Source organism: Natrialba aegyptia DSM 13077 (assembly GCF_000337535.1).
GTDB classification, from domain to species: domain Archaea; phylum Halobacteriota; class Halobacteria; order Halobacteriales; family Natrialbaceae; genus Natrialba; species Natrialba aegyptia.
In genome coordinates this window covers 1-21,711 of record NZ_AOIP01000053.1, presented here as the reverse complement: position 1 = coordinate 21,711, position 21,711 = coordinate 1, and the positions used below count along the sequence as shown (strand labels likewise).

Genomic DNA, 21,711 nt, shown 5'->3' with positions numbered 1-21,711 from the left:
TTCCTACGGAATCAGATGGTAATAATCTTGGGTATACTATGAAATACTGTCCCGAGCGGCCGAACGCGAATTTCGCTACCGGTCGACGGATAACAGTTATCTATCGTCGTCCGGCGAATCACTCGTCGTTCGTTCGAACAGCAGCCCGTAGTGATAGGGCGGAAGTTCGATCCGCTCCTTGAGGGAAAACGTCTCGCACTCTAGCACGGCGGCCGCTGCGTCGTCGGGCGACAACCGAAGGTCGGTCGGCGGTCCCCGCGGCTCACCCGCGACGGTGGTCGTCTCGCACGGCCGATCGTACCAGTTAACGACGACGAATCGCCCGCCCAGTCGGAGTGATTCTGCTGCTTCCTCGACGAACGCCCGTTTGTCATCGATGCCGTGGAACGTGTTCGCGACCAGGACGACGTCGACTCGCTCCGGGAGTAACTGAGACATCCGTCACGCGTCGCCGTGAATGGGGACGACGTTCTCTATCTCTTGTCGCTCGGCGAGGTGGGTACACTCCTCGAGTAGGGATTCCTCAAGGTCAAGCGCGTAGACTGGGTTGGGATCCGTGATCTGGGCCGCGGGAAGCGCGAAGTAGCCGTTCCCGCAGGCGACCTCCGCGACCGTCTGATCAGGGGTGATTCCCAGGCGGCGGAGTGTCGCCCCCGGCGTCGGCCACAGTCTTCCCCACCAGTCCCAATCGGGTTGTCCCGTGTTCTGGAATCGTTCTGTATCCATGGTTCGGTTATGCGGCAGTGTCGAATCCCAGAATTCGGTACAGGAGGCAGGTTTGAGTCAGCGCTGTCCCGAGGAGGATGCCCCCAATCATCAGCGTGACGGCACTGAGCGTTGTTCCGACATCAAGCGCGCCGCTGAGCGCTGCAATAGCGATGGCAGCCAGTCCCGCACCGCCGACCGCGCGGGCGATCTGATCTCTCCATCCAATATTGTGCTTTATACCCACAAATAAGAACTATCGTGGGTTAAGCGTTTCCCGAATCCCACGCTGAGGCATGGGGATCGGACGGACCCGTCCCGTCGACTGCGGACGCCCATACTTCGGGCAGGCGCGCGTACACCGTCGCGTTTCCGACGAGCGCGTTGACGGTCGTGTACTCGTCGACCGCGTGCACGGTATCCGTCCCGAGCGCGAACTCCACTGTCGGGACGCCGGCGTTGCGAAGTTTCTTCGCGTCGCCACCGCCGGTCGCGCTCCGGCGGTACACCCGTTCGCTGGTCGTTGCTTCGGCGCTCGAGGCGACGGCCTCGACGAGCGGACTGTCGATCGGTTCGGCAGTGCCGACGCTCCAGGAGACGTCGGCGACTGTGATTCCCTCGCAGTCGGCGACACACTCTCGGATCTCTGAGAGGATGTCGGATGTCCGGACGCTGGCGGTCAATCGAATATCGATCTCCGCCCGGGCGGCCCGCGGAACGCTATTGATCGCGTCCCCGCCCTCGAGGACGCCGAGGTTGATCGTCGGCGTTTCGAACAGTTCGCGGGCGGTCTCGGCGCCCATCATCGGCTCGTAGAACGCGATCGATTCGTCGACGACCGGCTCGAGCGCGGGTTCGAGTTCGAGCCGCCGCACGCCGAACCGTTCTCGTAGCGTCGTGACTGCGTCGTAGAGCCGGTCGATCGCGTTTTCGCCCAGTACCGGCCGCGAGCCGTGCGCGCTCTCGCCAGTCGCCTCGAGTGTCAGCCAGATGCTGCCCCGATCGGCGACCGTTACGGAGTGGCGGTCGCTCTCGCAGGTCGGCTCGCCGATGACGCAGGCGTCGGCGTCGAGCCGGTCGGCCTCGAGCAACGCGGGGAGCCCTGCGCCGCCGACCTCCTCATCGCTGACGAACGCGAACGCGAGGTCGACGGGCGGTTCGGTGTCGGTCTCAGTGAACGCGCGGATTGCGAACAGCATCGCGGCGATCGCACCCTTCATGTCCGTCGCGCCGCGCCCGTAGACCCGGTTGTCGACGCGCTCGCCGAGGGGATCGTGCAACCAGGCGTCGCGGTCGAACGGCACCGTATCGAGGTGCCCGTTGTACAGCAGCGTTCGGTCGCTCGCGCCCGGCAGCGTCACGAGGAGGTTCGGCTTCGCGGGATCGACCGCGAACCGCTCGACGTCGACCGGGAGCTGCGACAGGGACTCCTCGAGCAGCGAGACGATCTCGCGCGTGTCGCCCGGCGGGTTCGCGGTATCGATCGCCAACAGCTCGAGCGCGAGGTCGATCAGGTCCGCGCGGTGATCGGCGACGTAGGTCTCGAGTTCGTCGGTCATCGCCGTCACTCGAGTTTCCCCGAGAGGACTTTCGCCGCCGTGAGGATCGGATCCCAGACGGGGCTGAAGGGCGGCGCGTACGCCAGGTCCGCGTTCTGCAGTTCGGAGACGGTCATTCCGCTCGTCAGCGCCGTCGCGACCGTGTCGATGCGCTTCGCACCCTCGCGGCCGACGACGGTGCCGCCGAGCAGCTTCCCGCTCTCGCGGTCGGCGACCAGCGTGACGGTGAGTTCCGCGCCGTCGGGATAGTAGTGAGCGCGGGTCGACGCCGAAACCGTCACGGAAACGGGATCGAACCCAGCCTCGTGCGCTCGGTCTTCGTCGATGATACCGGTCCGAGCGGCCCCGAGGTCGAACGCCTTCACGATCGCGGTTCCGGCGGTACCGCCGGTCGGCGTGGGATCGCCGGTGACGGTCTGTCCAATCGCCCGGCCCGCGCGGTTGGCGGTCAGCGCCAGCGGGACGTGATCCGGTTCGCCGGTCACGACGTTAGTTGCCTCGGCGCAGTCACCTGCCGCGTAGACGTTCTCGTCGTTCGTACGCCCGTACTCGTCGGTCTCGATGGCTTCGGTCGGTCCGAGTTCGATTCCGGCCTCCTCGGCGAGGTCGGTGTTGGGCGCGACGCCGACGCCGACGATCGCGACGTCGGCGTCGACGGTCCCGTCCTCGAGTTCGACGGTTTCGACCCGATCAGCGCCGTCGAAGCCCGACACAGGGGTCTCGAGGTGCAGTTCGATCCCCTGCTCGCGGAGGTGATCCTCGACGACCTCGGCGACGGCCTCGCCGAACGGCTGGAGGACGTGAGGCAGCATTTCGTAGAGGTGCACGTCGATTCCGCGGGCCGACAGCGCCTCGGCCATCTCGATGCCGACGTAGCCCCCGCCGACGATCGCGGCCGTCTCGGGTCCGTGGGCAGTGACGTAGTCCTCGATGGCGTCGGCTTCGTCCATGTCGTGAATGGTGAATACACCCTCGAGGTCGAGCCCTTCGAACGGCGGTTTGATCGCGCTCGCGCCGGTCGCGACGAGCAGGTCGTCGTAGGGCTGTTCGTACGTTTCGTCGTCGGTCTCGACCGTCACCAGGTTCGCCTCACGGTCGATGTCGACAACCTCTGCGCCCGTACGCAGGTCGACGTCGCGCTCTTCTCTGAACTCTTCGGGCGTTACGGCTACGAGATCGTCTAGTTCGTCGACCTCGCCTTTGACGTAGTAGGGCATCCCACAGGCGGCGTAGGACACCCACTCGCCCTTCTCGAAGACGATCACGTTCCGGTCCGGGTCCTCGCGTTTCGCCTTGCTCGCGGCGCTCATTCCCGCGGCGTCACCGCCGATGATGACGAACGTATCGGTCATACGTGTAGATTGGCACGCTCTCGCCTAAAGTATTTCTTACAATTCCCAATATTGCACATTCAAAAACGGCCATGAAGAACGCTTCGCCGGCCGACAACAAACGCTATTCGACGTGTTTCGCCGAACTCGATACAGCCAGTTCCTCGCGTCGTTGTCGACTGGCGACACGACGGACGGAACGTTCTCCACGGCCGTCTAGCGCAGTCACGTATCGCAAGCCGAGCAGCCGGACCGCAGTTGGAACAACAGCGCGAGGATACCGAGCACGGTGAGTACGACGAGTCCCTCTACGAGACCTGCGACCAGTCCGACGGTAGTACCACCGGTGACCGCCATCGTTCCAGGTCCGACGCAGCAGAGACTCGCAAGCCCCGCGACGCCCAGGAGCGACCGTCGAGAGGCAGCGTCCGAATCCATGGGTGAATTTCCGTAAACGAGACGGTTATGTGTTCGGCCGATTTTCCGAGTCGGCGAAACGGTAACGGTGAGATCCGAAGTGACTTTCGTATGCGTCCCAATACTACTCACGAACAATGCTACCTATCGATCCCGCGAAGATCGATCCTAACGATATCGGTGCGAAACAGACGACCCTCGAGATGGACCACGAGAAGGCGATCGAACACGTTCGCGAGGTGTTCACCGACGCCGGATTCGGCGTCCCCGTCGAGTTCTCTCCCTCGGACCTGCTTAACGAGAAAGTCGACGCCGACCGCGACCCCTACTACGTACTCGGCGCGTGTAACCCGGCGGTCGCTGACCGAGCCCTCGAGGCTACTGACGGGAAACTCGGCGCGCTGTTCCCGTGTAACGTCGTCGTCTGGGAGGAGGAACCCGGTCGACAGCGCGTCTACCACGTCTCGATCATGCGGATCGCACGGCTCGTCGGGATGGCACCGGACGACGACGAGATGGCGGAGATCGTCGCCGAGACCGGCGAACTCGTCGATACCGCCTTCGAGGAACTGTAACCATGGGATACCACACGTTCGATGCCGAGCGAGCGGACAAGTTAGAGGACGCCGGGCAGCGATACCGGTTCGTCTCGGCCGAGGAACTGCTGTGGGCGCTGTCGCTCTCGCCGAACGACACCGTCGCCGACCTGGGCAGCGGGACCGGCTTCTTCACCGACGACGTCGCGCCCCACGCCGGCGAGGTCTTCGCGGTCGACGTTCAGGAGGAGATGCACGAGTACTACCGTGAGAAGGGCGTCCCGGAGAACGTCGACCTCGTGACCAGCGACGTGAGTGACCTGCCGTTCGACGACGCACTCGACGCCGTGTTCTCGACGATGACCTACCACGAGTTCGCGAGCGACGAGGCGATCGCCGAGATCCGGCGGGTCCTCGCTCCGGACGGCCGACTCGTGATCATCGACTGGGCGGCGACCGGCTCCGGCGAGGACGGGCCGCCAGTCGACGAACGGTACAGCGCCGACGAGGCGACAGCTGCCCTCCGCGATGCCGGATTCACTATCGAACACGAGGCCGTTCGACCCGAGACGTTCCTGCTCATCGCGACGCTCGAGTAATCGGACTCGCATTCCCGCGGGGCGGTTGACCTTCGACTTCTTGGCGGGCGATCCTGGCGACTGGCTGTTCCACTGCCACACCGTCTACCACCTCGAACGGGGGACGGCCCGCGCGTTCGAATACGAGTGAGAGACACCGTCGGCGCGATCGGTAGCCGATTACCCGATCACGCGGGGCGGTCGTCCGTGGTGGGCTCGCCTCGAGTTCCGGAGACAACCCGCTCGTCGAGCCGGATCAGGGCGTACCCGCCGACGATGAAGACCACGCCTGAAAGGAGAAAACCGGCGTCCCAGAGGAGGACGCTCCCCGGCCCCGCCGGCCAGACGTGGTGGATCCCGAGAAGGTGGTGGTTCACGAGTCCCTCGAGGAGATTGAAGACGCCCCAGCCCACGATCGTCGACCCGACGAGCGCTCGTCCCGAAGGAGGAACGTCGGTCCGTCGCCACGCGCGAACCAGGAGGACGATCCCCGCAATCGTGAAGAGGTAGGTGCCGACGTGGAAGAGGCCGTCGGCGACCACGTTCAGCCGCAGGTCTGCAAGGACCGTCGGATCCGTCCGGGCCGACAGCATGTGATGCCACTGCAGGAGCTGGTGGAGCACGATTCCGTCGAAGAAACCTCCAAGACCGATTCCGAGGACGATACCCGCTCGAACGAGCGGTTTCACTCGCTCGTGTAACCCGATCCACGTCTCTCCGTCGCTGGCCATACCGGATCTTCGCGGCTGAGAGAAAAGCAAACACTGCTGTCTGGTGCAAGCGCTATCCGACGGAACCGTCGCTGCCGGCGATCGGGGTCGCCGCTCCGAGTTAGTCCGGCAGGCCATCTCATTCGAAGTACCGGGCAGCCTCGAGACACTCGTGCAGTTACGCGTTCTTGATCCGATCGATCGCCTTGTCGAACCGTTCCAGTGGCTGTGCGCCGACGAGCGATCCGGCGGCCTCGGAGTCCGGATCGAAGACGACGAACGTCGGCGTCCCCGTCACGCCGATCGAGCGCGCTCGATCCGCGTCGGTCTCGACCGCGTCCTCGAGTTCCGGCCGTCGGTCCTCGAGACACAACTCGAGGGCGTCCGCGTCGACGGCGTCGACGGAGCGGGTGTACTCGAGGAGGTTCTCGGTCGACGCCCAGCCCGAATTCTTCTCGCCCTGTTCGTCGAACACAGCGGCGTGCCAGTCCCAGTAGGCGAACGGGTCGTCGTCGCGGACCTGCTCCCAGACGCACTTGCTCGCCACCGCGGCGGTCATCGAGTCCGCGCCGAAGTACGGGAGCGCGATCAACACGACGCGAACGTCGCCCGGTTCGACGTAGTTCCGGACCAGCTCGGGGAACGTCTCCCGCTCGAACCGCTCACAGAACGGACACTGGAAGTCCGTCCAGTAGTAGATCTCGAGCGGCGCCTCGGGTGAGCCCACGATCGGCTTTCCGGCGAGGTCGACGCCGAACGCGGTCGTCTCGTCGCTCGAGTGAAACGAGGGGGAGACGTCGTGGGCGGTCTCGTCGGATCGCGTGAGAACGTACGCGCCGCCGGCGCCGACCGTCACGACTGAGCCGGCGAGGAAAGCGCGACGGGATGGCTGATCGATCGACATTGGCTGTTGCCGCGAACGTTTCCGGTCCGCGTCTGAAATGGAATCGGTGATTTGCTGGACCAACAAATCGGGCCTCGACGACTGCACTACGCGATCGTCAAATACGATTTACTTATCAGTAGGTGATGGGGATTTGTTTACTTCCGAATAATTCTGGAATTATATGGTTCGATAACTACGTATACTTATTTATCAATTTTCGTTGTGCGACTTCAGTGCTAATCTTCCTATATCATTAATCTAAATAGGGTCTAAATTATATTCTTCGGTAGACAAATATGGTATTTCTTCCCTATCGTAAAAAAACTTTGTGTTCATACAACCTGCACAGAGAACGTGTATGCTGGAAATCGTCCTTCACACCGGTACAGAGCATCCAAACCTATTATGGATATTCATCCCGAGTATCCTGTCGTTCCTTACAGGACTCGGATTCGGTGTTCGTTCTGACCGTCTCCAGAAATGGCTCCGTCCACAGAACGCAGAGACGACCAACTAACAGACAATGAGTCAGATGCTTGAACTTCCCGCTCCAGAGTCCGACGACATTGACCATGAGAGTGGTTCGATCTTCTTCGTCGGGACGGCGACTGTAATTATTCGCTACGCCGGGTTCAAAATCCTGACCGACCCGAACTTCCTGCACAGCGGCGACCACGTACACCTCGGGTATGGTATTACGTCAGAGCGAAAAACTGACCCTGCCATCGAGATCGAAGAATTACCCCCGGATATCGACTTCGTTCTGCTTTCACACTATCACGGCGATCACTTCGATCACATCGTCGAAGAGAAACTCGATCAAAGCCTGCCCATTATAACAACTCAACATGCAGCTGACGAACTCGCAGAGAAAGGGTTCCACGAAACGTATCCACTGGATACGTGGGAGGAGATAACTGTCCGCAAAGGAGACGTGGAACTCACCATCACGTCGACGCCCGGCAGACATGGCCCACCTGTCGTTGAAAAGGCACTCCCACCCGTCATGGGAAGTATGCTCGAATTTCAATCAGCGGAGGGAGAGATACTCATCCAGTTGTTTATCACAGGTGATACGGTCATGTACGATGACCTCGAAGAGATTCCCGAACGCTACCCCCAGATCGACCTCGCACTCTTACACCTCGGTGGAACGAAAATACTCGGCGTCCTCTTGACGATGGACGCGGAACAGGGCGTCGAAGCCGTCGAACTGTTCGACGCGGACACGAATATTCCGATTCATTACAACGATTACGAAGTGTTTCAGTCGCCGCTGTCGGACTTCAAGGAGGCGGTCGAGGAGGCAGGTCTCGAAGACCGCGTTGCGTACGTCGAACACGGCGATACCTATCGGTTCGAAGTACCTGACAGTAGGTAGTCAGTGCCCACCAGATGCGAGGTGGAGCCCAACGATACCGACGACAATCACGCCGATGCATGCGATTCGAACGAGAGTCGCTGGTTCGTCGAACAGGAAAATACCAAGGGAGGCAGTCCCAACAGCCCCGATCCCAGTCCAGACTGCGTACGCTGTCCCCACAGGGAGGTCTTTGACTGCCTGTGCCAACAGGATCATGCTGATAATAAGTGAAACAGCGGTGGCGACCGTGGGTACTGGCTTTGTGAGTCCGTCAGAGTATTCGAGACCGATTGCCCACCCGATTTCGAACAGACCGGCGAGTAGTAGGACGTACCACGACATTTCATTGGTCTCTACTCAGTCTGTTGGACTATGCTTTCTGTTATCGACTAACCGCACTGGCAAACTCTTTGGTTGAATCTAGTAGATGCTATCGTTACGGTCCCACCCTGTACTGAGCAGCAGCTACATATGCAAACTGCACGCTTCAAAACTGCCACCCCTACAACTATTTGGTAAGGAGTATTACTATATTGATGTGAGTGTGAATGGCACCCAATGAGGGCAATTCGTTCGATAATCAGCCGCTCGGCGACATTCCATTATCTCTTGATGCTATCCTCGATATTCTGGCAAGTGAACGCCGACGCGCTCTGCTAGAATATTTGTGGAACAGACCGGACAACAGCGGATCATTCGAAGAAGCTACCAAATATACTATAGCGAAAATTGGGGAAAAACGGGGGGTACAGCCGAATCATGATGATATTCAGGTTGACCTTCAGCACCATCAACTTCCAAAGATGGCGGATGCTGGTGTCGTTGATTACGATGTTCGCAGTCAGAGAACTCGATATCACGAAAACGAACGACTCGAAGAAGCATACGAGAAGGTCGAAGAGCTTACGGATGATTGATCCACTTGAGTGAACCAGTACTCACAGGCGTTCATTGAGCAATCCGGTTAGTCGATTTTATCGTCTTGAATCATGGTATCAGAAGACCTCCCTATAATTTGAAACTCGTTTGAGCCACAATCACAGCTTCTTCTTCCAATGGGTCGAATCGTCCCGTCAGCCCATACGTCAACAGCATAAGCAGAATTGCAAGAGCGACACACGGCGATTGCTCTTTTACGCTCCCCATTAGGCATAGGGATTGCTTCACCTTCACTCAGCATAATGTTGTGTGATCATCTGGGTGAAGTTCTCTGCGCCGGTCACTCGTTCACCTGTACTGATCACGAGTTTCATCCCGAAATTTGGAGTACCAAACGATGTCGTCAACTACTGCTATCGGAACCGATTCCGACCGGCCTCGGGAAAGCGAATCCCGATCGGAATCGATCGCGTTTCGCAGTACTCCTCGCCACCGGCGTAATCGACGCCGGGCTGGACGAACGGATACGGTCCATCGGCGGGCGTGTTCTGAACGTCTCCGCCGTCGTCAGGCGTCCGAATGCGTTCCGTCTCCCTGTACTCGATCGGCGAGTGATCCTTGAGGTAGTCGACGACGACGTCGACCGGAACGACACCGTGCTCGACGCGGACGTTCCGGAAGGGGAAGCCGCAGTTCCCGAGATCCCGTTCGGGATCGCCGGGACGGGTGAACGTCGCGACCGAGTAGCGCGCTTCGGGATCGACTGACTCTCCATCGACGACGATATCGACGAGCCGGCGCTCGCGTTTCGCGGTTGGATCGACGACCGCCTCAACGTTCGACGAGTAGTTCCGGACGCGGCCGTCCTCCTGCTCGTAGACGTACGGCGTGAAGTTGTCCTCGAGGAAGGTCTCCATGTGATTCAGCAGTTGCTGCCCGTACGCTTCGCCGCGGGCCACCGGTGCGGTCATCGGGAACGCTCGGTACAGGTGCTCGAGCGTGATTTCGCCCGCGGGAATCGCCGGTCCGTAGCGGAAGCCGTGGGTGACGGCCAGTTCGGTCCCGAAGTACGCTCGCAGCGCGTCGGCGAACAGGACGTTCCACCCGCTCTCGAGGAACGACTGGCGGTCGAGCGACGTCTCCGTTCGACCGACGACCGTATCCAGCGACCGCTCGAGGGTGCCGTCCCCTCGCTCGAAGTGTACGTCGCCGAAGAACGGTGACCGAACGCGCTCGACCGTTCGTTCGGCCGCCGGATCGGGGGCGGGCGTATACTCGTGGTCCTCGGCGAGACAGTAGAGGACATGGCGAAACGCGACGCCGTCGTCGTCGACGCGGAGGTCCACCCGTCCGAGTCCGTCGCCGGTCCCCGACTCGACGACGAGCGTCTCCGTCTCGTCGATCAGGATCGGATCGTGGGTGTACTCGTGCGTGTGTGCGCTGAACAGGACGTCGATACCCTCGAGGTCTTTCGCCGCCTGCACTGCCCACTGGAGTCCGATTTCGGTGATCGCGAGGACGACGTCGGCGCCGTCGTCGCGTGCGTTTCGAGCGGCCTCCTCGAGCAGCGTGGGATGCTTTCCGAATCGGTACTTCCCCTCGTGGAACGCCGGTGCCATCCGATCGACGTAGACGTTCGTCATCCCGACGATGCCGATATCGAGGTCTCCTGCGCGCTCGATCGTGTAGGGATCGAATAGCAACTCGTCGGCGTCCGATTCGTAGAGGTTGTTCGCCAGTACCCGCGCCTCGAGTTCGTCCATCAGCTCCCGGAAGCTGCCGTCCTCGGCGCCCTCGTTTCCGAAGTCCCAGTTTCCGGGGACGTACACGTCGGGCTCGACGTATGCGTTCACCGGATCGAGCATGGCGCTGCCCTCCGTGTACGTCGTCTCGGCGCTCCCGTGGAACGTGTCGCCGCTCATCAGCGTGAGCGTCTCGTCGGCGGCCGAGCGAATCTCCTCGAGTTTCGCCGCCAGCAGGGCGATTCCGCCGCCGCGTCGGAGGATTCGGTCGTCGTCACCGAAGTCGAAGTCGGGACGCGATTCGGGATTGTCGTAGTAGACGTGGTGTTCGGGGACGAGCTGGCCGTGCAAGTCGCTGACGTGGAGACAGACGAGGTCGGTCCCTCCGTCCGGACCGGCACCGTCCGATCCGTCGAGTCGCTTCCATGCACCGATGTACTCCGGATCGAGGTCCATGCTGATTCTACCGGGTCGTACGCGAGCCGGCGCTCAAGTCGTTTCCCTGCATTACTCACCCCGCCGTCGATCATCGCTCTCGGGTCTGATTTTCGAGTCGGTACGTGTCGGCGACTGTGGCGATTCGCGTCATTGGGTCACCGAACGAGACACGGATCGGACGGAAAACAGTCCGTGTGGAATCGAACAATAATCACAGCCGATCGTATAATGCACGCGAACTGCCGGAACCCGGGTGTCAAAGAGATGCGCAGTCGGCCGGTAGCGATCGACCAATCGGCCGCCGTCGATTTGTGCGCTGTCCGAGCATTCGATCTTCGTCTACGGACGGAACGGTGGGTGATATGCCTCTGACAGAGTGCGGTGTGTTACGCTTCTATATACTCCGCACTCGGATTAGCAATCTGAGCCGACACATATGGGCCTTTCTCATTCTATTCAAGATAGTACAATACTAACCGCATCGAACGATAGAGCAGAGACCTGTTCAGAAACGGTTTTATCGCTGCCACATGACGGATAAAATAGACGAATCGAGATGAGTACCGATCCGCTGAGTGCGATCGAGACGGTGACCTTCGATCTCGACGGAACGCTTCTCCAATACGAACGATCCCCCGGAACGGTTCTCGAGGCAGCCTTCGAGCGCATGGGTGTCGATCCGCTCTTTTCCGTCGACGAGTACTATGCCCGGTACGACGAGTTCGCCGAGCGATGTGATTCGATGGACGAACTCCGCGCAGACTGTTTCGCAGCACTCGCCGCGGAGAATGGATATGCGCGACTACTCGGTCGAGACGTTGCGGCAGCGTTCAGCGACGAGCGGGACCAGTCGAACGTCGAACTACTACCGGGGGCCGCTCGCGTTCTCGACGAACTCAGCTGCGAGTACCGGCTAGGAGTCGTCACCAATGGTGCGCGGGATGCACAGCGGGCGAAGGCCGCTGCCGTTGGCCTCGAGCGATGGATCGAAACGATGCTCGTCGCCGGTCACGACACACCGCCAAAACCGGACTCGGAACCGTTTATTCGTGTGGTACGGGCGCTCGACTCGACTCCGGCGACGGCGCTACACGTCGGCGATTCGCTAGAGACGGATATCGCCGGCGCATCCGCTGCCGGCCTCGATTCTGTCTGGATTTCGGCCGGGTCCGACGCTCGAGGGTACGAGCCGACGTACCGAGTGGCATCCATCGATGAACTCCGTGATCGACCGTGGTGCTCGGACGCAAACGGAGCGTCGGAATCGGGCGCTGAGACGCGATGACTCGGCTCGAGACGGTATTCGTGTTCGCCCATCCGCGATGGCTACGGATCAGCGTCTAGTCGCCGTCGAGACTGACTGTCGTCCGCGTCACGTCCGGATACCATCGGCTGGAAGTGACCGTGTTGTCCTCGCCATTATTGCGTGGATACGCCAATCCCGTTTTGCTGAGTCAGCAAATCGGAGCCGGTGATTTGAGTCGGCCCCGCGTTGGTTCGACTGAATGTTTACTCGCGACTCGCTCAAGGGGTATCTGACGAACCTCTTCGAAGCGGCCTCGTACCCGTTCGAGACGTGGCGAGGGACGATCGGACTGGTACTCGTGACGGTCGCCACCTACGTCCTCCTGATCGTGAGTACGATGCCGGGATTCTCGCTCCAGATGCTTGGCGACAGTCTCCACTGGTTCGAGTACGTCGTCGTTTCGCTCACTGAGACGGTGTACCGCACCGACGGCTGGACCGGACTCGGAATCATCGTTCTCTACGCGCTGCTGTCGGGGATCGCGGTCGTCAACGTCGTCGCACAACTGCGAATCGTCGGTCTCTCGAGTCTCACCGACCTCTCCGGGGTCGTTCCCGGGCTCCTCGCCTCGGGGTGTGCGAGCTGTGGCGCCGGTCTCCTCGGCTTTCTCGGGTTTGCCGGAGGGCTCGCAGCGCTCCCGTACGACGGCGCGCTGCTTCGCGTCGGCGGCCTCGTGCTGTTGCTGTTCTTCCTCGGACGGGCGGGCCATCCCGAACGGTGTGCGATTACAGCGGAGGGCGCGGAATGAAGGGGAACGAATTCGTCCGGCCGATCCTGTCCGATCGACGGGCGATGGCGTACGGGGCAGTTGTTGGCATAGGCGTGTTCCTGCTGTTCGGACTCGTCACCGGCCTCATTCCGAATCCGCTGTACGTCCGGATGGTCTCGCGGACGCCCGTCGACTACCTGTTCCTGACGCTGACCGCGCTGCTGGCGGGCGTCTACGTCGCCCAGCGGCTGGCGACCGAGGTGGTCGATCCCGCCATCGGAGACGCCGAGGGAAGCGGTACAGACGGCGCAAAGGGCGAGGACCGCTGGATGCTCGGCGGTCTCGTCGGTGGATTCCTGGCAGTCGGCTGTCCGGTCTGTAACGTCGCCCTGCTCACACTGTTCGGTTCGTCCGCACTCATGACGTACTTCGATCCGCTACGGCCCCTCCTCGGCCTGCTCTCCGTCGCGATTCTGGCGGGGCTAATCTACGTCCGTCACGGCCGATCGTGTCCGACTTGTGCGACGTGATGAATTCCATTGCTGGTTGCCATCAGAACGGTCAAGCGATTGCAGATGGATGGCCCACGAAAGAGGTACAAGACAGTAACGGTGGTTTGCTGGACTGGCAAATCGTGGCCTATTTGTCGTCCAACGACGGGATATATCGTGTGCAACACGGAGGCTCCTCGAACTCGGCGGAAATCTTCCAGATCCTCGCCGACGAGTACGCGCGGAAGATTCTCCTCGCCGCGGATCGAGACGGGCCAAAGACCGCGAAAACCCTCAGTGAGGAGTGTGACGCCTCGCTCACGACGATCTACCGTCGCGTCTCGACGCTGCAGGAACACGGCCTCATCGAAGAACGTCGAACCGTCGACTCGGACGGTTCCCACCGGAGCGAGTTCCAGACGGCGCTCGAGGAGCTCCACGTCGACATCACCGACGGTCAGCTCTCGCTGACGATGGAGACCCGCGACGAACTCGCGGACAACTTCACGGCGCTCTGGAGCGGACTCCGAGGTGACGAGTGATGGAAGCGTCCTTTCTGCTCGCCAAACTAATCACGCTCGTCCTGAGTCTCGTCGTCGCGTATCTGGCGTACCACGGCTATCGCCGGAGCGGACAGACGCCGATGCTGTACGTCTCGGGCGGGTTCATCTTCATCGGCGCCGGCGCGATCTGCGAGGGACTCATCTACCATGTGTTCGGAACGACCATCGCGTCCGCCGCGCTCGTGCAGGCGGCCATCGTCTCGAGCGGGATGGTGCTCGTTCTCATTTCGCTGACGAAGTGATTCCGCGCCCCCTCGAGCCAACCTCCATTTCGCTTTTTGCTTCGCCGCTGTTACTTTTTCCGACTCGGGGAATCGCCGTCCCGGATATAGGCATGGCACCGAAACGCTCATCTATGAACCGACGGCTGTATCTCCGGTCGCTCACCGCCTCGAGCGTCGCCGCTACTGCGGGCTGTCTGGACGTCCTCTCCCTCGAAGGTAGCGACGACGGACTGGTTCTCGAGCCGCCGGAGAACGATCTGAGCGAGGCGACGCATCCGAGTTACGGCGACGAATTTCTCGCGACGAGCGTCCCGGATCCCCTGACCGGTGAGACCGTTTCGACCGACCAGTTCGAGGGCGAGCGGGCGATGCTGGTGACGTTCTTCTACACGTCGTGTCCCGACGGCGTCTGTCCCGCGCTGATACTGCGGTTGCGGCGCGCACAGGAGGTCGCGGCCCAGGAGGGATACGGCGACGACGCCGCGTTCCTCGCGATGACGTTCGACCCCGAACGCGACACCGAAGACGCGTTGCGAACGTACGCCGGCCAGCAGGGCGTCGATCTCGAGGCCGGAAACTGGCACTTCCTGCGCCCGGAACGCTACGAGGACGCGAAATCGATCGTCGACGGCCGTTACGGACTCCCGATCGAGAAGCGCGACGCCGACGAGTACGAGAACTTAGAATACATGTTCCCACATTTCTCGTACATCTTCCTCGTCAACGAGCGCGGGCTGGTCGAACGCGTGTATCCGGACGGGGCGACCATCGCGACGTCGAAAGTGGTCGAGGACTTCGAAACGGTGGTGACCGCGTAGATGCGGCGACGGGACGTCCTCGCCGGCATCGGAAGCCTGAGCGTCATCGGGACCGCGGGCGCGCTGGCGATTCGCGGCCCGCCGTCGTTCGACGGAACCGACGACCCGAAGAACTCGAACGGCTCAGCATCGACGGCTACCGATCCGATCACGATCGAAACGGTCGACGCGCCGGGGAGCGAGGCCGGTGAGGTCCGCGTTCCGGCGCCCGACCGGGCGACGTTCGTCGATTTCTTCGGCACGTGGTGTCCGCCGTGTATCGAACAGATGCCGGCGCTCGCCGAAGCCAACGACCGGATCGGCGACGACGTGCTGTTCCTCTCGGCCACGAGCGAGGCGGTCGGCTCGTCAGTATCGGAGAAGGAACTGGTCGGCTGGTGGGACGAACACGGCGGCAACTGGCTCCTCGGGCTGGATCCGACCGCCGAACTGACCGCGCGGTACCTCGCGGGCGGCTATCCCTCCGCCGTTGTGATCGACGCGGACGGGCGCGTCCAGTGGTCCGATTCCGGCGTCAAGACCGCCGACGAGCTCGTCGCGGGGATCGAACGAGCGATCGAGGCGGAGGCCGACGCGTGATCGAGACGACGGACCTGTCGACGGTCGGCTTCGCGCTCACCGCCGGCGTCGCGACCTTCTTCAGCCCCTGCGCGTATCCGCTGTTGCCGGGATACGTCGGGTTCTACGTGAGTCGAACGGACGGGACGGACGCGTCGCTCGGCGGGGCGACTCTCCGGGGCGTCGTCGCCGGTCTCGGCGTCCTGGGGACGTTCGCGGCCCTCATTGGCGCGACGTTCTGGCTCGGTCGATCGACGCTGTCGAATCTCACGATTTTCGAGTCGCTCGTCGGCGGCCTGCTGGTGGTCTTCGGCGCGCTCGTCGTCGCCGGTCGCGCCCCCTCGCTGTCGATTCCGCTTCCCAAGCGGCGCTCGAGCGTCCTCGGATTCGGGGTCTTCGGTGCGGGATACGCGCTCGCGGGAGCCGGATGCGTCGCACCGGTCTTCCTCGCGGTCGTCGCCCGTTCGCTGTCCCTGCCGACCGATGCAGCGGCGCTCGTCCTCGCGACCTACGTCGGTAGCGTCGTCGTCCTGATGATCGCGGTGACGGTCGCGACTGGGATGGGGCTGGTCGCGAGCGCGGGTCGGTTCGCGGCCTACTCGGAACACCTGAAGCGACTCGCCGGCGGCGTGATGCTCCTCGCGGGGATCGGACAGCTCTATCTGGCGCTGATCGTCTACTAGAAGAACAGCGCCGGCACGGTGTTCCGGAAGATATTGAGCGAGATCACGAACAGGAGTCCGACGACGAACCAGTTGAACGTCCGCTCGTTGAACTCGAGGCGCCGGAGGTACGTGCCGAGTAGCAGGCCGACGATCGTGACCACTGCGATGACCGAACCGAGCCAGAGCCGGTAGGTCGTCAGGAGGTCGGTGAACAGCGCCATCTGCACGATCCGGACCGTAAAGATCGTCCCGAGTACCATCGCCAATCCGCCGATGTATCGCTCCGTGTCCCGTTCGAAGGTGTGGAAGTACGCCGGAAGTAGCGGTCCGAGATTGGCGAACGCGAGAAGGAAGCCCTGAGAGAACCCGGCGGCGCCGAGGGCGAACGGGTGATGTGCCTCCTCGACTGTGACGAAGTTCTGGACGACCTGGAAGGCCACGTAGCCGAGGAGGACGAGGCCGATCACGAACGCGACGATCGGGCTGGCGCTGAACGTCGCCAGCGCCGCGACGCCGATGACAGTCCCGATGACAGCGAGCAACAGGAGCGACCACTCCTCGCGAACGAACGCTCGTCCCGTCCCGGTTTCGGCGATCTGGAACATGTTGAGCATCCACGGCGGAATCGCCAGGACGACGACGGCGACGGTCGGATCGATTACCGTGGCGAAGATCGGCGTCATGATGAGCGAGTAGCCGAAGCCAGTCATCCCCTTCACGACGCCGGCGACGATCGCGACCAGGCTCAGCACGGCGAGCAAGCCGATCGAGAGATCGGACTGGACGCCGTCTCCGACGTTCTCGACCCCGGGGAAGAACGCGATCGAGGCGACGAGGACGGCCAGCGTCGCGCCGACCATCGTCACCTCGCGGTAGCGAAACTCGAGGAGGTTGGTGAGGAACTGTTCGACATCGACTCTGGATTCGGGGGCACTCATGTAGTTCGAACGAGAGGTGGGGCGACGGGGCGTCGCCGTTTCGATGCCCTTGTGGCGGCGCCCGTATTTCAGTACGTGATTCGGCGAGAATCATCCCGGCTCGAGTCACCCGTAAGTCGGAGTATCGGCGATTGAGGACCGGTCACGACACTCGAGTGGCTTAGATCGTAAAGCAGATACGTCACAGATAGCAGTAATAGCGGCCGGTATGCGCCACAGTGACGTGATAGCAGTTCGTACACGACGTTTCATTCGATCGCAGTCGCCCGATCGGTGTAGCAGTCGTATTCAGCGGGCGTTTCGCTTCGAATCGTCACCGTCGCAGTCGGATCCCGTCGGCGTTACCAGTCGAACTCGCGGTGGAGCCGCCGACACTCCTCGTTCAGTACGGGGCCGGTGACATCGCTGACGCCGTCGAGAATCTTCCTCGATCGGACTGACGGCTCGCGGCCGGTGAACTCCGCGAGTTCGTCGTTGCCCACACCGTAGACGACCCGTTCGAACCCGGCTTCGACCATCCCGCCGGCGCACATCGGACACGGTTCCGTGCTCGTGTACATGACGGTCTCAGCGCGATCGTCCGGCTCGAGCTCGCGACACGCCCGATACGCGAGGTGGAGTTCCGGATGGCGACGGATGTCGTTCTCCGTGATCACCCGATTCGAATCGGCCATGATGTCCGTATCGTCACGGACAAGCACCGTTCCGAACGGGCGGTCACCGCGGTCGGCAGCCTCGCGAGCGAGTTCGACGGCCCGTCGCATGTGCGTCTCGTGATCGAAATCGTCGACGGTGGGTGCGGACACGTCCGTACGTGATTCGAGTAGCCTCATAAACCGTGGTGCAACGACGCGTGAGACCGGCTGGAGAGCCGTCATCGCGTCCGCCGATCGACCGCGAACGGAGAATATTGTACAATCCACACAAAACACTCAAATGCGCTCGAGCCCTATCGACGATAATGACCGAAACGATCGCTTCGGAGCCGACCGACGGCCAGCCGCCGCGAAAACCCGTTCAGTTGAACGATGTCGACGACTACGAGGACCTGATCGTGAACCACGACCTCGTCCTGCTCGAGTTCGTCACGTCCGGCTGTGGCATCTGCGGGTCGATGGAGCCGGTACTCGGCGTCGTCGCTCGCAGCGCTCCGGGCGTCGTGGCGACGGTGAACGCCGGTCTCGTCCCCGAGCTCGCCGCCGAGTTCGACGTCCAGAGCGTCCCGACGCTCGTCGTCCTGCGAGACGGCGAGGAGGTCGCCCGCTTCGACGACGGCTTCCAGCCCGCCGAAACGCTCGTGGACGCGCTCGAGACGCACGCAACGCGCTAAGGTCGTCGCTCGCGATCCGAGCGTAGTGGATCGCGGTGTTATTGCGGACCCGCAGCCGCTACGTCGCGCTCTTCGAACGCCAGTTTCGAATCGCGATCGGTCTTTGTCGCTTCCTTTTCGAGCACGAGATCCTCGAGCACGAGCACGTCGAGTCCCATCCCGTAGAAGTCCTTGATCGCCTGCGTCGGCGTTCGGACGATCGGTTCGGCGTGATCGTTGAACGAGGTGTTCAACACGACGGGGACGCCGGTGAGGTCGGCGAACTCGGAGATGAGTCGGTGGTAACGCGGGTGCTGGTCCTCGCGGACGGTCTGTGGACGCGTCGAGTCGTCGGCCGGGTGCAGGACGGCCTCGAGATCCGCGGTCTTCTCGGGCCGAACGTCGTAGGCGTCGATCATGAACGGTGCCGAACCGCCGTCGATCAGGTACTCCTCGGCGGCCGACTCGAGCATCGACGGCGCGAACGGGCGCCACTCCTCGCGGTGTTTGACGAAGCGGTTGACTCGATCGCGGGACGCGGCGGTACGGGGATCGGCGAGGATGCTCCTGGCCCCGAGCGCCCGCGGCCCCATCTCCATGCGTCCTTGGAACCAGCCCACCAGGTCGCCGTCGGCGAGCCGTTCGGCCACGTACCGTTCGAGGTCGTCCGGCTGTGCGTACGCGAGTTTGTTCGTCTCGAGAATCGATCGGATCTCGTCGGTCTCGTACTCGGGGCCGAGGTAGACATCGGTCTGGCGATCGACGGCCGCCGGCCGCTGCTGAGCCCACCCCGCACCGAGCGCGAGCCCCGCGTCGTGGGCCACCGGCTGGACGAAGACGTCGTCGACCACTGGCGACTCGCGAATGCGCTTGTTCAGTTTGCAGTTCAGCGCGACGCCGCCCGCGAGCGCGACGTTCGACGTGTCCAGTCGTTCGACGGCCGTCTCCGCGATGTCGACGACCGTCTCCTCGAGTAGCTTCTGGGCGGTGTGTGCCAGGTCCTTCTCCCACTGGTCGAACTCGCCGGGCGTCTCCGACCGCGGGCGGCCGAACGCGTCCTCGAGCGTTTCGACGCCGTGACCGGTTCCCCAGCGCTTCGTCAGTTCGGTGACGTCGTAGTCGGCGCCCGTGTCGATCAACTCGCGCAGGACGTCCTCGATCTCGGGATTGTCCTCGCCGTAGGGTGCCAGCCCCATCACCTTCCCCTCGCCGTTGAACATCCGGTAGCCGAGGTACTCCGTGACGACCGCGAAAAAGAGGCCGAGACTGTTCGGGTGTTCGTACGTGTGCGCCCGCGTCAGCCCGTCCTCGTCGGCGCGCCAGACGACCGTCGAATCATACTCGCCTTTCGCGTCGACCGTGAGGACGATACCCTCGTCGAACCCCGACGGGTGGAACGCACTCGCGGCGTGACAGCGGTGGTGGGGAATCGTCTCGATCGGCGGCACCGGCGCGCCGATCGACTCGAGGCGGTGCTCGATCTGTCGGGTCGGGACGACCCGACTCCGGACCTGCGTGACGAGCGCGTTCTCGAGCGCGGAGAGTTTCCGCGCGACGCCGGGCGCCCGGAGCGCGTCGGTGACGTAGTGAGAGGCGATCTCGCTTCGCAGTCGCGGCTCGTACGGGAGGAGGACTCGATCGATATCCGAAAGCGTCAGGTCGCGGTGATCGAGACAGGCTCGAATCGCGCGTTCGGGGAAGGTGTCCGTCGCGTGTTTCTCCCGCGTGTATCGCTCCTCTTCGACGCCGAAGACTGGCGTCCCGTCTTCGAAGAGGACGGCGCTCGGATCGTGCTGGCCGTAGAGTCCGATCGCGGGTTTGAACGCGAGTCGATAGTCAGTCATGGCTCGTGAAAGTAACGTACCGTAATCCGAATCCGGGAGACGGCAAAACGACGCTGACGATTTGCTGGGTCAGCAAATCGTCGGCGACGTCACCGCGCGACCGCTCGATCCATCGCATCCGAACGCGATTTGTTTCCGAGGGGAGACGAAACCATCGAGCGAACGCCGCTCTCGTTACTCGTGGCTGTGACCGTGCTCGTGGTCGTGATGATGGTGATGCTCGTGTGCACCCGCGCCGCGGCGCGTGAACTGTCCGGAGAACGCCCGATCGACCACCTCCGACAGCGCGGGATGGACGTGGACCGACTCACGGATGTCCCAGACGGTTCCCGTGCCCGCCTTCATCGCGACGACGACCTCTTCGATCAGGTTCGACGCGTCGGGGCCGACGATGTGACAGCCGAGAATCTCGCCGTCCGGTTCGATGATGACCTTCACGAACCCCTCCGCTTTCATCGCCTTGCCGCGAGCCGTGTCCTCGTACCGGTAGGTCGCCGTGGCGTACTCCCGATCCGTTTCGCGGAGTTCTTGTTCCCGCGTGCCGACGCCGGCGACCTCCGGCGACCCGAAAACGGCGAACGGCATCGCGGTGTAGTCGACCGGTTCGAGGTCGTCGCCGAGCAGGTTCCGGACGACGGTTCGCGCCTCGTGGTTCGCATTGTGTTTCAGCAGGTATTCGCCGACGATGTCCCCGAGCGCCCAGATCCCGTCGGCCGTCGTGCGCAGGTACTCGTCGGTCTCGACGAATCCCCGCTCGTCGGTCTCGACGCCGGTGGCCTCGAGGTTCAGGAGATCGGAGTTCGGTCGCCGGCCCGCCGCGACGAGCAGGATATCGCCGGTCACGGTTAGGTCGTCACCCGCACCCTCGTCCCCGCGTCCGGACGCGTCATCCCACGCGGGCGGATACGACCGAGCCTCGACGGCCACCTCACCGTCGGACTCCGAGACCGCGACGGCCTCGTAGCCCGTGTAGACGTCGAACCGATCGGCGTAGCGCTCGGTGAACGCGGCGGCGACGTCCTCGTCGGCCGTCGGGAGGAGGTGTCGCCGACGGCCCACGATCGTCACGTCGCTGCCGAACGTCCCGAAGAAGTGCGCGAGTTCGGCCGCGATGAAGCCACCGCCGACGATGACGAGGTGAT

At 62.5% G+C, this 21,711-nt stretch carries 26 protein-coding genes and 1 pseudogene; 14 read left to right on the top strand and 13 right to left on the bottom strand.

The window, feature by feature from the left end; genetic code table 11:
• Positions 1 to 96 precede the first annotated feature (96 nt).
• From C480_RS24805 to C480_RS18580, 5 genes and pseudogenes are all read right to left on the bottom strand, one after another.
• A pseudogene (locus tag C480_RS24805) lies at positions 97 to 726 on the bottom strand (class I SAM-dependent methyltransferase).
• A 7-nt stretch (positions 727 to 733) separates the two neighbouring features.
• The gene (locus C480_RS18595; protein WP_006667180.1) at positions 734 to 952 is read right to left on the bottom strand and encodes a YgaP-like transmembrane domain; all 219 of its coding nucleotides are present in this window, start codon (positions 950 to 952) and stop codon (positions 734 to 736) included.
• 19 nt (positions 953 to 971) lie between these two features.
• Complete coding sequence (locus C480_RS18590) at positions 972 to 2,264, bottom strand: M20 family metallopeptidase (protein WP_006667179.1); 1,293 nt, start codon at positions 2,262 to 2,264, stop codon at positions 972 to 974.
• Between the two features lie 5 nt (positions 2,265 to 2,269).
• Positions 2,270 to 3,616 carry an FAD-dependent oxidoreductase gene (locus tag C480_RS18585; protein ID WP_006667178.1) on the bottom strand — a complete coding sequence of 449 codons (1,347 nt, stop codon included), beginning with the start codon at positions 3,614 to 3,616 and terminating at the stop codon, positions 2,270 to 2,272.
• 204 nt (positions 3,617 to 3,820) lie between these two features.
• Positions 3,821 to 4,033, bottom strand: coding sequence for a hypothetical protein (locus C480_RS18580; RefSeq protein WP_006667177.1), 213 nt, complete (start codon positions 4,031 to 4,033; stop codon positions 3,821 to 3,823).
• Between the two features lie 116 nt (positions 4,034 to 4,149).
• On the opposite strand from C480_RS18580, the gene C480_RS18575 reads away from it, so the two are divergent.
• The 3 genes from C480_RS18575 to C480_RS24600 are packed head-to-tail and all read left to right on the top strand — an operon-like array spanning position 4,150 to position 5,277.
• Positions 4,150 to 4,587 carry a DUF302 domain-containing protein gene (locus C480_RS18575; protein WP_006667176.1) on the top strand — a complete coding sequence of 146 codons (438 nt, stop codon included), beginning with the start codon at positions 4,150 to 4,152 and terminating at the stop codon, positions 4,585 to 4,587.
• Positions 4,588 to 4,589: 2 nt separating this feature from the next.
• Positions 4,590 to 5,147, top strand: a complete 558-nt coding sequence (locus C480_RS18570; RefSeq protein ID WP_006667175.1) for a class I SAM-dependent methyltransferase — start codon at positions 4,590 to 4,592, stop codon at positions 5,145 to 5,147.
• On the top strand, positions 5,077 to 5,277 hold the full coding sequence (locus C480_RS24600) for a multicopper oxidase domain-containing protein (RefSeq protein ID WP_083873415.1): 201 nt from the start codon (positions 5,077 to 5,079) through the stop codon (positions 5,275 to 5,277). The genes C480_RS18570 and C480_RS24600 overlap by 71 nt, the downstream gene beginning before the upstream one ends.
• Positions 5,278 to 5,314: 37 nt before the next feature.
• Here C480_RS24600 and C480_RS18565 read toward each other — a convergent pair whose 3' ends face one another.
• Positions 5,315 to 5,857 (bottom strand): DUF2243 domain-containing protein, encoded by a 543-nt coding sequence (locus C480_RS18565; protein ID WP_006667173.1) that lies wholly within the window; start codon positions 5,855 to 5,857, stop codon positions 5,315 to 5,317.
• 157 nt (positions 5,858 to 6,014) lie between these two features.
• Complete coding sequence (locus tag C480_RS18560; RefSeq protein ID WP_006667172.1) at positions 6,015 to 6,740, bottom strand: DsbA family protein; 726 nt, start codon at positions 6,738 to 6,740, stop codon at positions 6,015 to 6,017.
• Positions 6,741 to 7,245: 505 nt separating this feature from the next.
• Here C480_RS18560 and C480_RS18555 point away from each other — a divergent pair.
• The gene (locus C480_RS18555) at positions 7,246 to 8,103 is read left to right on the top strand and encodes an MBL fold metallo-hydrolase (protein ID WP_006667171.1); all 858 of its coding nucleotides are present in this window, start codon (positions 7,246 to 7,248) and stop codon (positions 8,101 to 8,103) included.
• Here the strand turns inward: C480_RS18555 and sugE are convergent, their stop codons facing one another.
• Entirely contained in the window at positions 8,104 to 8,427 is a 324-nt protein-coding gene (gene sugE / locus C480_RS18550; RefSeq protein WP_006667170.1) for a quaternary ammonium compound efflux SMR transporter SugE, read from the bottom strand.
• 206 nt (positions 8,428 to 8,633) lie between these two features.
• Here sugE and C480_RS23220 point away from each other — a divergent pair, with 206 nt between their 5' ends.
• Positions 8,634 to 9,002: a DUF7344 domain-containing protein gene (locus tag C480_RS23220; RefSeq protein WP_152424099.1), complete on the top strand. Its 369-nt coding sequence runs from the start codon at positions 8,634 to 8,636 to the stop codon at positions 9,000 to 9,002.
• Between the two features lie 375 nt (positions 9,003 to 9,377).
• Here C480_RS23220 and C480_RS18545 read toward each other — a convergent pair whose 3' ends face one another.
• A complete protein-coding gene (locus C480_RS18545; RefSeq protein ID WP_006667169.1) occupies positions 9,378 to 11,162 on the bottom strand; it encodes a bifunctional metallophosphatase/5'-nucleotidase in 1,785 nt (594 codons plus the stop codon).
• 538 nt (positions 11,163 to 11,700) lie between these two features.
• Here C480_RS18545 and C480_RS18540 point away from each other — a divergent pair.
• The 8 genes from C480_RS18540 to C480_RS18505 all read left to right on the top strand — a co-directional run bounded on the left by C480_RS18540 (position 11,701) and on the right by C480_RS18505 (position 16,496).
• A complete protein-coding gene (locus C480_RS18540) occupies positions 11,701 to 12,429 on the top strand; it encodes an HAD family hydrolase (RefSeq protein WP_006667168.1) in 729 nt (242 codons plus the stop codon).
• 220 nt (positions 12,430 to 12,649) lie between these two features.
• Positions 12,650 to 13,198, top strand: coding sequence for a hypothetical protein (locus C480_RS18535; protein WP_006667166.1), 549 nt, complete (start codon positions 12,650 to 12,652; stop codon positions 13,196 to 13,198).
• Positions 13,195 to 13,689, top strand: coding sequence for a hypothetical protein (locus tag C480_RS18530; protein ID WP_006667165.1), 495 nt, complete (start codon positions 13,195 to 13,197; stop codon positions 13,687 to 13,689). Before C480_RS18535 ends, C480_RS18530 begins: the two co-directional genes overlap by 4 nt.
• 140 nt (positions 13,690 to 13,829) lie before the next feature.
• On the top strand, positions 13,830 to 14,192 hold the full coding sequence (locus tag C480_RS18525; protein ID WP_006667164.1) for a winged helix-turn-helix domain-containing protein: 363 nt from the start codon (positions 13,830 to 13,832) through the stop codon (positions 14,190 to 14,192).
• Entirely contained in the window at positions 14,192 to 14,455 is a 264-nt protein-coding gene (locus C480_RS18520; RefSeq protein ID WP_006667163.1) for a DUF7521 family protein, read from the top strand. The genes C480_RS18525 and C480_RS18520 overlap by 1 nt, the downstream gene beginning before the upstream one ends.
• A gap of 113 nt (positions 14,456 to 14,568) precedes the next feature.
• Positions 14,569 to 15,255 carry an SCO family protein gene (locus tag C480_RS18515; RefSeq protein ID WP_006667162.1) on the top strand — a complete coding sequence of 229 codons (687 nt, stop codon included), beginning with the start codon at positions 14,569 to 14,571 and terminating at the stop codon, positions 15,253 to 15,255.
• Entirely contained in the window at positions 15,256 to 15,834 is a 579-nt protein-coding gene (locus C480_RS18510) for a TlpA family protein disulfide reductase (protein ID WP_006667161.1), read from the top strand. It begins immediately after the preceding gene.
• Positions 15,831 to 16,496, top strand: coding sequence for a cytochrome c biogenesis CcdA family protein (locus C480_RS18505; RefSeq protein WP_006667160.1), 666 nt, complete (start codon positions 15,831 to 15,833; stop codon positions 16,494 to 16,496). Before C480_RS18510 ends, C480_RS18505 begins: the two co-directional genes overlap by 4 nt.
• Here C480_RS18505 and C480_RS18500 read toward each other — a convergent pair.
• Positions 16,493 to 17,416 carry a sulfite exporter TauE/SafE family protein gene (locus C480_RS18500; protein ID WP_006667159.1) on the bottom strand — a complete coding sequence of 308 codons (924 nt, stop codon included), beginning with the start codon at positions 17,414 to 17,416 and terminating at the stop codon, positions 16,493 to 16,495. The two genes, C480_RS18505 and C480_RS18500, sit on opposite strands and share 4 nt — an antisense overlap.
• A gap of 341 nt (positions 17,417 to 17,757) precedes the next feature.
• On the bottom strand, positions 17,758 to 18,249 hold the full coding sequence (locus C480_RS18495) for a nucleoside deaminase (RefSeq protein WP_049903993.1): 492 nt from the start codon (positions 18,247 to 18,249) through the stop codon (positions 17,758 to 17,760).
• Between the two features lie 128 nt (positions 18,250 to 18,377).
• On the opposite strand from C480_RS18495, the gene C480_RS18490 reads away from it, so the two are divergent.
• Positions 18,378 to 18,746 carry a thioredoxin family protein gene (locus C480_RS18490; protein ID WP_006667157.1) on the top strand — a complete coding sequence of 123 codons (369 nt, stop codon included), beginning with the start codon at positions 18,378 to 18,380 and terminating at the stop codon, positions 18,744 to 18,746.
• 38 nt (positions 18,747 to 18,784) lie between these two features.
• On the opposite strand, the gene C480_RS18485 is transcribed toward C480_RS18490, so the two are convergent.
• Entirely contained in the window at positions 18,785 to 20,569 is a 1,785-nt protein-coding gene (locus C480_RS18485) for a carbamoyltransferase family protein (protein WP_006667156.1), read from the bottom strand.
• A 174-nt stretch (positions 20,570 to 20,743) separates the two neighbouring features.
• Positions 20,744 to 21,711, bottom strand: a 968-nt coding sequence (locus C480_RS18480) for an FAD-dependent oxidoreductase (protein WP_006667155.1), incomplete at its 5' end; no start/stop codon positions are given.

Coding starts and splice junctions, on each gene's coding strand:
- C480_RS18500 (WP_006667159.1), bottom strand. CDS start 17,416: ATGAGTGCCCCCGAATCCAGAGTCGATGTCGAACAGTTCCTCACCAAC.
- C480_RS18575 (WP_006667176.1), top strand. CDS start 4,150: ATGCTACCTATCGATCCCGCGAAGATCGATCCTAACGATATCGGTGCG.
- C480_RS18580 (WP_006667177.1), bottom strand. CDS start 4,033: ATGGATTCGGACGCTGCCTCTCGACGGTCGCTCCTGGGCGTCGCGGGG.
- C480_RS18510 (WP_006667161.1), top strand. CDS start 15,256: ATGCGGCGACGGGACGTCCTCGCCGGCATCGGAAGCCTGAGCGTCATC.
- C480_RS18590 (WP_006667179.1), bottom strand. CDS start 2,264: ATGACCGACGAACTCGAGACCTACGTCGCCGATCACCGCGCGGACCTG.
- C480_RS24600 (WP_083873415.1), top strand. CDS start 5,077: ATGCCGGATTCACTATCGAACACGAGGCCGTTCGACCCGAGACGTTCC.
- sugE (WP_006667170.1), bottom strand. CDS start 8,427: ATGTCGTGGTACGTCCTACTACTCGCCGGTCTGTTCGAAATCGGGTGG.
- C480_RS18490 (WP_006667157.1), top strand. CDS start 18,378: ATGACCGAAACGATCGCTTCGGAGCCGACCGACGGCCAGCCGCCGCGA.
- C480_RS18565 (WP_006667173.1), bottom strand. CDS start 5,857: ATGGCCAGCGACGGAGAGACGTGGATCGGGTTACACGAGCGAGTGAAA.
- C480_RS18545 (WP_006667169.1), bottom strand. CDS start 11,162: ATGGACCTCGATCCGGAGTACATCGGTGCATGGAAGCGACTCGACGGA.
- C480_RS18555 (WP_006667171.1), top strand. CDS start 7,246: ATGAGTCAGATGCTTGAACTTCCCGCTCCAGAGTCCGACGACATTGAC.
- C480_RS18585 (WP_006667178.1), bottom strand. CDS start 3,616: ATGACCGATACGTTCGTCATCATCGGCGGTGACGCCGCGGGAATGAGC.
- C480_RS18560 (WP_006667172.1), bottom strand. CDS start 6,740: ATGTCGATCGATCAGCCATCCCGTCGCGCTTTCCTCGCCGGCTCAGTC.
- C480_RS18570 (WP_006667175.1), top strand. CDS start 4,590: ATGGGATACCACACGTTCGATGCCGAGCGAGCGGACAAGTTAGAGGAC.
- C480_RS18495 (WP_049903993.1), bottom strand. CDS start 18,249: ATGAGGCTACTCGAATCACGTACGGACGTGTCCGCACCCACCGTCGAC.
- C480_RS18540 (WP_006667168.1), top strand. CDS start 11,701: ATGAGTACCGATCCGCTGAGTGCGATCGAGACGGTGACCTTCGATCTC.
- C480_RS18515 (WP_006667162.1), top strand. CDS start 14,569: ATGAACCGACGGCTGTATCTCCGGTCGCTCACCGCCTCGAGCGTCGCC.
- C480_RS18520 (WP_006667163.1), top strand. CDS start 14,192: ATGGAAGCGTCCTTTCTGCTCGCCAAACTAATCACGCTCGTCCTGAGT.
- C480_RS23220 (WP_152424099.1), top strand. CDS start 8,634: ATGGCACCCAATGAGGGCAATTCGTTCGATAATCAGCCGCTCGGCGAC.
- C480_RS18530 (WP_006667165.1), top strand. CDS start 13,195: ATGAAGGGGAACGAATTCGTCCGGCCGATCCTGTCCGATCGACGGGCG.
- C480_RS18535 (WP_006667166.1), top strand. CDS start 12,650: ATGTTTACTCGCGACTCGCTCAAGGGGTATCTGACGAACCTCTTCGAA.
- C480_RS18485 (WP_006667156.1), bottom strand. CDS start 20,569: ATGACTGACTATCGACTCGCGTTCAAACCCGCGATCGGACTCTACGGC.